Raw genomic sequence first — 9,214 nt, forward strand, 5'->3', positions numbered from 1 at the left:
TCACCCTCTCGGGCTTTCCTCCGGGCGCTTCCCTTCGGTCTTGCGTTTCCGACTCTATCAGATCTTTCCGATCCGATTTCCTCGGTGCTTTCCAGGTTCCCGCTTCCGCGTTTCCCTTTCCGGCGGTCCCGACTCTATCAGATCGATTTTCGATCCGATTCCCGGCCGGCGGGGGTGTCCTGGGCTTTCGGGCTTTCGTCCGTCGGCCTTTCGACATTCACTACGCTAACCGATCCCCCTGCGGACTCATAATCGGGTCCGACACGTTCGAATTTCGGCATGCGGGCACACCGAAATCGACCCCGTGAAGGGTGCTCGTAGGTAGTGGGTGGCCGCTCCGGCTGCAGGCGATCGCCGTACCCGGTTCAGCGGCTCGGGATACATTACGCACCTTGCCGGGGCGAGTCAACTTCGGCTGCGGCGAGGGACATGGGGGCGGTACGGGCTGACCGTCGGGTCGCCGGCGACCCAGAACCGCCAGGGGTGGACATCACCGTCCCCGCCGTCCCCGGCGACCCCCGTACGCGGGCCGCTGCGCACCCGGTCGGCGGGGGCCGGGGCGCCGGTGAGCATCCGGAGAGGGGTGTCCCCGGCACCGCAGGCGTCGGTGCCGTCGAGGGCGCGGTCCACGTCCAGGGCGGTGGCCAGACGGGCCGGTCCCCTGGCCAGTTCGCGGTCGTTGCGGGCCGACCGGCGCCGGGCGCGGACCAGGCCGGCGCCCTCGACGATCTCGCCCGCGCGCAGCAGCACCCCGCTCGCCCGGCCCTCGGGACCGCAGACCAGGTTCATGCAGTGCCACATGCCGTAGGTGAAGTAGACGTAGACGTGTCCGGGCGGGCCGAACATCACGGCGTTCCGGGCGGTGCGTCCCCGGTACGCGTGCGAGCCGGGGTCGTTGGGGCCGTCGTAGGCCTCGACCTCCGTCAGGCGCAGCACGATCGGCCCGTCGGGGGTGGTCCTGACGACGATGCGGCCGAGGAGGTCGGGGGCGACCTCGACGACCGGCCGGTCGAAGAACTCCCTGGGCAGGGGCGTACGGTCCTCGGGCGCGATCACGCCGTCCGAGGGTAGTCCAGGCGGACGCGCGCCACGTGCTGGTCAAGGATCCCGCGTCTTGCCAGGGTGTGGGCGCGGAACCGGTCGCGGCCGGTGCGCGTATGTAGGGACAGGGATCCACGCGTAAAGGGAGAGTCATGGCGTTCAAGAAGCTGCTCGCGAGCCTCGGGGCCGGTGGGGCCTCGGTGGAGACGGTGCTGACCGAGGTCAACGTCGTGCCGGGCGGTGTCGTGCAGGGCGAGGTGCGGATCCAGGGCGGCTCGGTGAACCAGCAGATCGAGGGCCTGTCGGTCGGTCTGCAGGCGAAGGTGGAGGTCGAGAGCGGCGACCAGGAGTACAAGCAGGACATCGAGTTCACCAAGGTGCGGCTCGGCGGCGCCTTCGAGCTGCAGGCCGGTGCGGTGCACGCGGTGCCGTTCGGTCTGGACATCCCCTGGGAGACGCCGGTCACCATGATCGACGGGCAGGCGCTGCGGGGCATGCACATCGGGGTGACCACGGAGCTGGAGATCGCGCGGGCCGTGGACTCGGGCGACCTGGACCCGATCAACGTGCATCCGCTGCCGGCGCAGCAGGCGATCCTGGACGCCTTCATCCGGCTGGGCTTCCGCTTCAAGAACGCGGACATGGAGCGCGGTCACATCCGCGGGACGCGGCAGCGGCTGCCGTTCTACCAGGAGATCGAGTTCTACCCGCCGTCGCAGTACCGGGGCCTGAACCAGGTCGAGTTGAGCTTCGTCGCCGACGAGCACGCGATGGACGTGGTGCTGGAGATGGACAAGAAGCCGGGCCTGTTCAGCGAGGGGAGCGACACCTTCCGGTCCTTCCAGGTGGGGCTGCACGACTACCAGGCGACGGACTGGGGGGCGTACCTGCACCAGTGGATCGCCGAGGTCGGCAGCAGGCGCAACTGGTTCTGAACCATGCTCCGGGTGCGGCCGCTCAGGCCCTAGGCTCGGGAACCGACGATTCCGTCGATCGGGAATCGTCCAGGAACCGATCAGGAGGTATCGAGGTGACCGAGCTCAAGCGGCGGCCGCTCCCCCACGACTTCCATCCGCCCGTGCCGGCTTTCACGGTGGCGAGCGACGACGTCCAGGAGGGCGCGACGCTCAAGGACGCTCAGGTCCAGGCGGCGGGGAACACCTCGCCGCACCTGCGCTGGGAGGGCTTCCCGCCGGAGACCCGGAGCTTCGCCGTGACCTGCTACGACCCGGATGCCCCGACGGGCAGCGGGTTCTGGCACTGGGTGCTGTTCGACATCCCGGCGACGGTCACGGAGCTGCCGCTCGGTGCGGGCGGCGGGGACTTCGCGGGGCTGCCCGCGGGTGCCGTGCACGCGCGCAACGACTACGGGTCGAAGGACTTCGGCGGGGCCGCGCCGCCCCCGGGCGACGGACCGCACCGCTATGTGTTCACGGTGTACGCGGTGGACCGGGAGAAGCTGGGCCCGGACGCGGAGGCGTCCCCGGCGGTCGTCGGCTTCAATCTGCGGTTCCACACGCTGGCGCGGGCCCAGCTCGTCGGGGAGTACGAGAACCTGGGCTGACGCCCCTCGGATGCCCTCCGACGTTCATGGAACGTTTGCCCGCCCCCGGTCCTGGAAGTGATCGGGGGCGGGCATTTTTATTGCGTTGTCCATCGCGGCGTGCCCGTCCAGAGTTGATCCGAGCCCGCCGGGGGGTGGGCAGGTGCACACGGGAGGTGGGCCGGATGCGGGACACGCTGGTACTGAACGCGAGCTTCGAGCCGCTGTCGACGGTGACGCTGAACCGGGCCGTCGTGCTGGTGCTCCAGGCGAAGGCCGTCGTCGAGCAGGCCCACCCCGAGCTGCGCATGCGGGGCGCCGAGGTGGACATCCCGGCGCCTCGGGTGATCAGGCTGTGCCGGTACGTGCGGGTGCCGTTCCGAAGACAAGCTCCGTGGTCGAGGCGGGGTGTGCTGGTGCGGGACCGGCACCGGTGCGCGTACTGCGACCGGCGGGCGACGACGGTCGACCACGTGGTGCCGCGTTCGCGCGGCGGGCAGGACACCTGGCTGAACACGGTGGCCTCGTGCGCCGAGGACAACCACCGCAAGGCGGACCGGACGCCGGAGCAGGCGGGCATGCCGCTGCTGCGGGCGCCCTTCGAGCCGACACCGGCCGACGCGATGCTCCTCGCACTGGGCCAGGAGGACCTCGATGCACTGCCGGAGTGGCTGGCCCAGCCCGCCGCGTGACCGTACGGCTGGGGCCCGCCTTCGTGACGGAGGCGGGCCCCAGCCGTACGGGCGCGCGGTCGGCCGGCGTACGGGTGCGCGGCCGGCGGCGGTCAGTCGATCGGCGGGCGTTCGCGGCGCTCGCTGCCGCCGGCGGAGCCGTTTCCTCCGGGGCCCTTGGCCATGGGGCCGAAGTTGCCGATGGCGCCGGACAGGCCCTTGAGGGCGTCGCCGATCTCGCTGGGGACGATCCAGAGCTTGTTGGCGTCGCCCTCGGCGATCTTCGGGAGCATCTGGAGGTACTGGTACGAGAGCAGCTTCTGGTCGGGGTCACCGGCGTGGATGGACTCGAAGACGGTCCGGATGGCCTGGGCCTCGCCCTCCGCGCGCAGGGCGGCCGCCTTGGCCTCGCCCTCGGCGCGCAGGATCTGGGACTGCTTCTCGCCCTCGGCGCGCAGGATCTCCGACTGGCGGACGCCCTCGGCCTGGAGGATCGCGGCGCGCTTGTCGCGGTCGGCGCGCATCTGCTTCTCCATCGAGTCCTGGATGGAGGTGGGCGGCTCGATGGCCTTGAGTTCGACGCGGTTGACGCGGATGCCCCACTTGCCGGTGGCCTCGTCGAGGACACCGCGCAGGGCGGCGTTGATCTCCTCGCGGGAGGTCAGGGTGCGCTCCAGGTCCATGCCGCCGATGATGTTGCGGAGCGTGGTGACGGTGAGCTGCTCGATCGCCTGGATGTAACTGGCGACCTCGTAGGTCGCGGCCCGCGCGTCGGTCACCTGGTAGTAGATGACGGTGTCGATGTTGACGACCAGGTTGTCCTGGGTGATGACCGGCTGGGGCGGGAACGGCACGACCTGTTCCCGCAGGTCGATGCGGTTGCGGATGGTGTCGATGAACGGGACGACGATGTTGAGTCCCGCGTTGAGGGTCCGCGTGTAGCGGCCGAAGCGCTCGACGATCGCCGCACTGGCCTGTGGGATGACCTGGATGGTCTTGATCAGGGCGATGAAGACCAACACCACCAGGATGATCAAGACGATGATGACCGGTTCCATCGCTGCCCGTCCCCTTCTCCGCTTCGACGCTTTCGGAAGATCCTATGGGCTGTTGAAGATCTTGCTGGTCGAGTCTGACAGACCGTCGCGTGCCCCGTGGGGTGTTCGTTCACTTGGGTGGGGGTGCCGCGCAGCGCGGGGTCACATGACGATGGCGGTCGCCCCCTCGATCTCGACCACGTCCACCTCCTCGCCGGCCTCGTAGGCGCGGCCGGTGTCGAGCGCGCGGGCCGACCAGACCTCCCCCGCGAGCTTGATCCGGCCGCCCGAGGCGTCGACGCGTTCCAGGACGACGGCCTGCTTGCCCTTCAACGCGTCGACTCCGGTGGCCAGTTGGGGGCGCTGACGGCTGTGCCGGTTGGCGATGGGGCGGACGACGGCGATGAGGGCGACCGAGACGACGACGAAGGTCAGCACCTGCACCACCGCGCCGAGGCCGAGGGCGGAGACCACCGAGGCCGCGACGGCGCCCACCGCGAACATGCCGAACTCGGGCATCGCGGTGACCACGAGCGGGATTCCCAGCGCGGCCGCGCCGACGAGCCACCACACCCAGGCGTCGATGTCGTTCACACGGTCATGGTAGGACCGCGGGTCGTGCGGCGGACAGGGCGCACGGGGGAGGCCTCAGGACAGCGGGAGGCCCTGGGCGGTCCAGCGGTCGCCGACCTGCTCCACGACGAGCGGGAGGCCGAAGCAGCGGGAGAGGTTGCGGGAGCTGAGCTCCAACTCCAACGGGCCGGCGGCGAGGACCTTGCCCTGGCGGATCATCAGGACGTGGGTGAAGCCGGGGGCGATCTCCTCGACGTGGTGGGTGACCATGATCATCGAGGGGGCGACGGGGTCGCGGGCGAGGCGGCCGAGGCGGCGGACCAGGTCCTCACGGCCGCCGAGGTCGAGGCCGGCGGCGGGCTCGTCGAGGAGGAGCAGCTCCGGGTCGGTCATCAGGGCGCGGGCGATGAGGGTGCGCTTGCGCTCGCCCTCGGAGAGGGTGCCGAACTTCCGGTCGAGGTAGTCGGTCATGCCGAGGCGGTCGAGGAACGCGCGGGCGCGCTGCTCGTCGACCTCCTCGTAGTCCTCGTGCCAGCCGGCGGTCATGCCGTAGGCGGCGGTGAGCACGGTCTGCAGGACCGTCTGGCTCTTGGGGAGCTTGTCGGCCATGGCGATGCCGGCCATGCCGATGCGGGGGCGCAGCTCGAAGACGTCGGTGCCGGGGGTGCCGAGGGTCTCGCCGAGGATGGTGGCGGTGCCCCTGCTGGGGTAGAGGTAGCTGGACGCGACGTTCAGGAGGGTGGTCTTGCCGGCGCCGTTCGGGCCGAGGATGACCCAGCGCTCGCCTTCCTTGACCGACCAGGAGATCTGGTCCACCAGAGCCCGGCCCTCCCGGACCACGGATACGTCCTGAAGCTCCAGAACATCGCTCATGAGCGCGTTGTCTCCCCTTGCAGTGTGCCGCCGGTCTCGGCTGTCGCGTACGCGTGTGGCTCGGTCCGCCACGACGGTGGGCGCAGCCCTCACCGAATCTACGCCACCGGTCGGCCGCGGTATTCCATCGGTCCGGTCCTTAGGGTGGGGGCATGCACTCGGAACCGCGCTCCGGACGCCTCGCCGCTTGGGGAAACGCCCTTCTCGCCGGACTTGTCCCACCGGACGACGCCGTGCCCGCGGTGGTCGGCGAGGATGCCGTCCACCGGGTGGCGGGGCTGCCCGGGGAGGCGGATCCGGTCGGCCTCACGCTCGCGCTGGGGCGGCTGCGGACGCTCGGGGTGACCGGGCTGCGGGTGGCGCTGCCCGCGCCGGGGCATCCGCTGGGGCTGAGCGGCCCGCCGGAGTTCAACGCGCGGGCGCTGGAGGCCGAGGAGGCGGTGATCTGCCACGGTGCCGCGCTCGGTCTGGTGCCGGAGGTGTCCGAGGCCGGGCCCGCGGGCGACGTGCACGTGGCGGTGGTCTGGCAGGTGCTGCCGGTGCGGGAGGCGCCGCCCGCGGACGTGCCGAGCCTGGGTGAGGCGGAGCGGGAGCTCGCGGAGGCGCTGCGGGAGGCGACCGAGGTGCTGTCGCGGCTGGACGTCGCCGGGGCCGGGCCGGTGGCGGAGGCCGCGATCGACGCGTACCGGGCGCGGGCCGAGCGGGGGCGTGAGGTGCTGGCGCCTGGCTATCCGCCCCGGGCGGTGCGGGTGCTGGAGCTGGCGCGCCGGGTGGCGCTGCTGGTGTCGCTGGCCCACGACCGCGGGCACGGGGGTGCGGTGAGCGCCTCGGAGATGGGGGCGCGGATGGAGGCGCTGCGGCCGGTGGAGCGGACGGCACGGCGGGCGCAGGTCGCGGCGTACAACTCGGTGGTGGAGGAGCGGGAGCGGGGGGTGCGCTGACCACGGGGAACGCTGACCGCGGGGTACAGGGGGAACGAGGTCCGGGGAGGCGGGCCGGGGCGGGATGCGTCCGGCGGGCGCGGGCCCCGGACAGGGGGAAGGCTCCCCGGGCGGACCCGGGGAGCCGGGCGGGCGACGGCCGCGCCGAGGGGTCAGGCGTTGAGACCCAGGTTGCCGAAGGCGGGGTTCAGCACACCGATGACGGAGACGCTGTTGCCGACGGCGTTGACCGGGACGTGCACGGGGGCCTGGACGACGTTGCCCGAGACGACACCCGGGGAGCCCGCGGCCTTGCCGCCGGCCCACGCACCGTCGGCGGCGGAGGCCATACCGGCACCGGCGGCGACCAGCCCGCCGGCCACCATCGTCACGGCCGCTGCCTTCTTCAGGTTCTTCACTTCTTGCCCCTCCTGGTGACGGCCGCGGCGATCACCGCGGCGCGCACTGGAGAACGGCACGGCCTCCGGGAGGATGCGCCGTTCGGGGGACATTCCCACGACGGTATGAATCTCAGTCCGGAGCGGAACGCTCCGAATTGCCGCCGGGCACCCCGGTGCTCACGGTCGGGCGGCGGTCCCGGCCGGGCCGTCAGCCGGCCACGCCGTGCCGCACGGCCCACAGGGCGGCCTGGGTGCGGTCCGCCAGGTCCAGCTTCATCAGGATGTTCGAGACGTGGGTCTTCACCGTCTTCTCCGACAGGACCAGGGCGCGGGCGATCTCGCGGTTGGACCGGCCGTCCGCTATCAGGCCGAGCACCTCGCGCTCCCGCTCGGTGAGTGAACCGCCCCTGCCCTGACCGGTGTTGACGTCTTCCTGGGACAACAGGGCGCTCGCGACCTCGGGTTGCAGCAGGACGTGCCCGGCATGCACCGAGCGGATGGCGCCCGCGAGCGCGTCCGGGTCGATGTCCTTGTAGACGTAGCCGGCGGCGCCCGCGCGCAGGGCGGGGACGACCGTGCGCCGTTCGGTGAAGCTGGTGACGATCAGCACGCGAGCGGTGCTGCCGGCCTCGCGCAGCCGGCGCAGCGCCTCGACGCCGTCCATGACGGGCATCATGACGTCCATGAGGACGACGTCCGGCCGGAGTTCCCCGGCCAGGGCGACGCCCTCGGCGCCGTCCGCCGCCTCGCCGACGACCTCGATGTCGTCCTGCACCTCCAGGAAGGTGCGCAGGCCGCGCCGGACGACCTGGTGGTCGTCGACGAGCAGCACCTTGATCGGGTCAGCCACCGGGCACCTCCATCTCGATCGCGGTTCCCTTGCCGGGCTCCGACTCCACCGTCAGGCTGCCGCCCACGCCGCTCGCCCGGTCCCGCATGGAGACCAGGCCGAGGTGGCGGCCCGCACGGCGCACCGCGGTCGGGTCGAAGCCGGAGCCGTCGTCGGTCACGCGCAGGACGGCGCCGCACCCGCTGCGGCCCAGGGTGACGTCCACGTGCACCGCCCCCGAGTGGCGCAGCGCGTTGTGCAGGGCCTCCTGGGAGACCCGGAGCAGGGCCTCCTCCTGGGAGGCGGGAAGGGCGCGGACACCGTGGGCCTCGAAGGTCACGCGGGCGCTGTGAGCGCGGTCGAGGACCTGGATCTGGGTGCGCAGGGTCGCGACGAGCCCGTCCTCGTCGAGGGCCGCCGGGCGCAACTCGACCACCGCGGCGCGCAGTTCGTCCGCGGCCTCGCCGGCGAGCACGGCGACCTGGTGGAGTTCCTCCTTGGCGCGGGCCGGGTCGCGGTCCACCAGGGCGGCCGCGGCCTGGGCGGTCAGGCGCAGTGAGAACAGCTTCTGGCTGACGGCGTCGTGCAGTTCGTGGGCGAGGCGGGAGCGCTCCTCGGCGATGGTCAGCTCGCGGCTGCGCTCGTAGAGGCGGGCGTTGGTGAGGGCGATCGCCGCGTGCTGGCCGAGGATCGACAGCAGTTCCTCGTCCTCCTCGGTGAAGCCGCAGCCCCCCTCCGGCCGGGGGCCGTTCTTGTTCGCGAGGAAGAGCGCGCCGATGACCTCGTCGCCGTCGCGGACGGGCAGGCCGAGGAAGTCGGACATCTCCGGGTGGGCGGCGGGCCAGCCCTCGAAGCGGGGGTCGCGGCGGACGTCGGCGAGCCGCTCGGCCCGGTCCCGGTGGAGCATCGCGGCGAGGATGCCGTGCTGGCGCGGGAGCGGGCCGATGGCACGCCACTGCTCCTCACCGATCCCGTCGACCACGAACTGGGCGAAGCCGCCGTGGTCGTCCGGGACGCCCAGGGCCGCGTACTGCGCGTCGAGGAGCTCACGGGCGGAGGCGACGATCGTCTTCAGGACGTCGCGCACCTCCAGGTGCCTGCTCATGGCCAGCAGCGCGGAGCTCACCGCGGCGAGGCCGGTCCGGGGGCCGTGACTCATGCCCTCACCGTACCGGCGGGATGCGGCGGCCGGATCGGGCCTGCGGCGGGGCCGGCGGGTGCCGGGGCCCAGGTCCGTGGACCGGGGGCGGGTCCGGGCGGACGGGGGGCGGGTCCGGGCACGGCCCGCACAGGACGGCCTCCTGCGGAGGGAGGGCGGCCGGGGGT

The 9,214-nt window shown here is 72.2% G+C and carries 11 protein-coding genes; 4 read left to right on the top strand and 7 right to left on the bottom strand.

Going from position 1 to position 9,214, the window contains the following annotated elements:
• Positions 1–405: 405 nt before the first annotated feature.
• Positions 406–1,056: a DNA-3-methyladenine glycosylase gene (locus tag P3H78_RS32365; protein ID WP_276112756.1), complete on the bottom strand. Its 651-nt coding sequence runs from the start codon at positions 1,054–1,056 to the stop codon at positions 406–408.
• Between the two features lie 137 nt (positions 1,057–1,193).
• Between P3H78_RS32365 and P3H78_RS32370 the strand changes: the two genes are divergently transcribed.
• From P3H78_RS32370 to P3H78_RS32380, 3 genes are all read left to right on the top strand, one after another.
• Positions 1,194–1,976, top strand: a complete 783-nt coding sequence (locus P3H78_RS32370; protein ID WP_276112757.1) for a sporulation protein — start codon at positions 1,194–1,196, stop codon at positions 1,974–1,976.
• Positions 1,977–2,071: 95 nt separating this feature from the next.
• The gene (locus P3H78_RS32375) at positions 2,072–2,605 is read left to right on the top strand and encodes a YbhB/YbcL family Raf kinase inhibitor-like protein (protein WP_276112758.1); all 534 of its coding nucleotides are present in this window, start codon (positions 2,072–2,074) and stop codon (positions 2,603–2,605) included.
• A gap of 164 nt (positions 2,606–2,769) precedes the next feature.
• Positions 2,770–3,276, top strand: coding sequence for an HNH endonuclease (locus tag P3H78_RS32380; protein ID WP_276112759.1), 507 nt, complete (start codon positions 2,770–2,772; stop codon positions 3,274–3,276).
• Positions 3,277–3,368: 92 nt separating this feature from the next.
• Here the strand turns inward: P3H78_RS32380 and P3H78_RS32385 are convergent, their stop codons facing one another.
• From P3H78_RS32385 to P3H78_RS32395, 3 genes are all read right to left on the bottom strand, one after another.
• The gene (locus tag P3H78_RS32385; protein ID WP_276112760.1) at positions 3,369–4,313 is read right to left on the bottom strand and encodes an SPFH domain-containing protein; all 945 of its coding nucleotides are present in this window, start codon (positions 4,311–4,313) and stop codon (positions 3,369–3,371) included.
• A gap of 141 nt (positions 4,314–4,454) precedes the next feature.
• Positions 4,455–4,886, bottom strand: a complete 432-nt coding sequence (locus P3H78_RS32390) for an NfeD family protein (protein WP_276112761.1) — start codon at positions 4,884–4,886, stop codon at positions 4,455–4,457.
• A gap of 54 nt (positions 4,887–4,940) precedes the next feature.
• Positions 4,941–5,738: an ABC transporter ATP-binding protein gene (locus P3H78_RS32395; RefSeq protein ID WP_276112762.1), complete on the bottom strand. Its 798-nt coding sequence runs from the start codon at positions 5,736–5,738 to the stop codon at positions 4,941–4,943.
• A gap of 152 nt (positions 5,739–5,890) precedes the next feature.
• On the opposite strand from P3H78_RS32395, the gene P3H78_RS32400 reads away from it, so the two are divergent.
• The gene (locus tag P3H78_RS32400; RefSeq protein ID WP_276112763.1) at positions 5,891–6,679 is read left to right on the top strand and encodes an Rv1486c family protein; all 789 of its coding nucleotides are present in this window, start codon (positions 5,891–5,893) and stop codon (positions 6,677–6,679) included.
• Between the two features lie 152 nt (positions 6,680–6,831).
• On the opposite strand, the gene chpE is transcribed toward P3H78_RS32400, so the two are convergent.
• From chpE to P3H78_RS32415, 3 genes are all read right to left on the bottom strand, one after another.
• Complete coding sequence (gene chpE / locus P3H78_RS32405) at positions 6,832–7,077, bottom strand: chaplin ChpE (RefSeq protein WP_276112766.1); 246 nt, start codon at positions 7,075–7,077, stop codon at positions 6,832–6,834.
• A 190-nt stretch (positions 7,078–7,267) separates the two neighbouring features.
• Entirely contained in the window at positions 7,268–7,909 is a 642-nt protein-coding gene (locus P3H78_RS32410; RefSeq protein WP_276112764.1) for a response regulator, read from the bottom strand.
• Positions 7,902–9,047: a GAF domain-containing sensor histidine kinase gene (locus tag P3H78_RS32415; protein WP_276112765.1), complete on the bottom strand. Its 1,146-nt coding sequence runs from the start codon at positions 9,045–9,047 to the stop codon at positions 7,902–7,904. The genes P3H78_RS32410 and P3H78_RS32415 overlap by 8 nt, the downstream gene beginning before the upstream one ends.
• Between the last annotated feature and the right edge of the window lie 167 nt (positions 9,048–9,214).

Source organism: Streptomyces tropicalis, from assembly GCF_029269835.1.
In the GTDB taxonomy this organism is placed as follows: Bacteria; Actinomycetota; Actinomycetes; order Streptomycetales; family Streptomycetaceae; genus Streptomyces; species Streptomyces tropicalis.

Excerpts from the sequence above, each read along its gene's own strand:
- P3H78_RS32370 (WP_276112757.1), top strand. The coding sequence starts at position 1,194 with ATGGCGTTCAAGAAGCTGCTCGCGAGCCTCGGGGCCGGTGGGGCCTCG.
- P3H78_RS32380 (WP_276112759.1), top strand. The coding sequence starts at position 2,770 with ATGCGGGACACGCTGGTACTGAACGCGAGCTTCGAGCCGCTGTCGACG.
- P3H78_RS32385 (WP_276112760.1), bottom strand. The coding sequence starts at position 4,313 with ATGGAACCGGTCATCATCGTCTTGATCATCCTGGTGGTGTTGGTCTTC.
- P3H78_RS32395 (WP_276112762.1), bottom strand. The coding sequence starts at position 5,738 with ATGAGCGATGTTCTGGAGCTTCAGGACGTATCCGTGGTCCGGGAGGGC.
- P3H78_RS32400 (WP_276112763.1), top strand. The coding sequence starts at position 5,891 with ATGCACTCGGAACCGCGCTCCGGACGCCTCGCCGCTTGGGGAAACGCC.
- P3H78_RS32415 (WP_276112765.1), bottom strand. The coding sequence starts at position 9,047 with ATGAGTCACGGCCCCCGGACCGGCCTCGCCGCGGTGAGCTCCGCGCTG.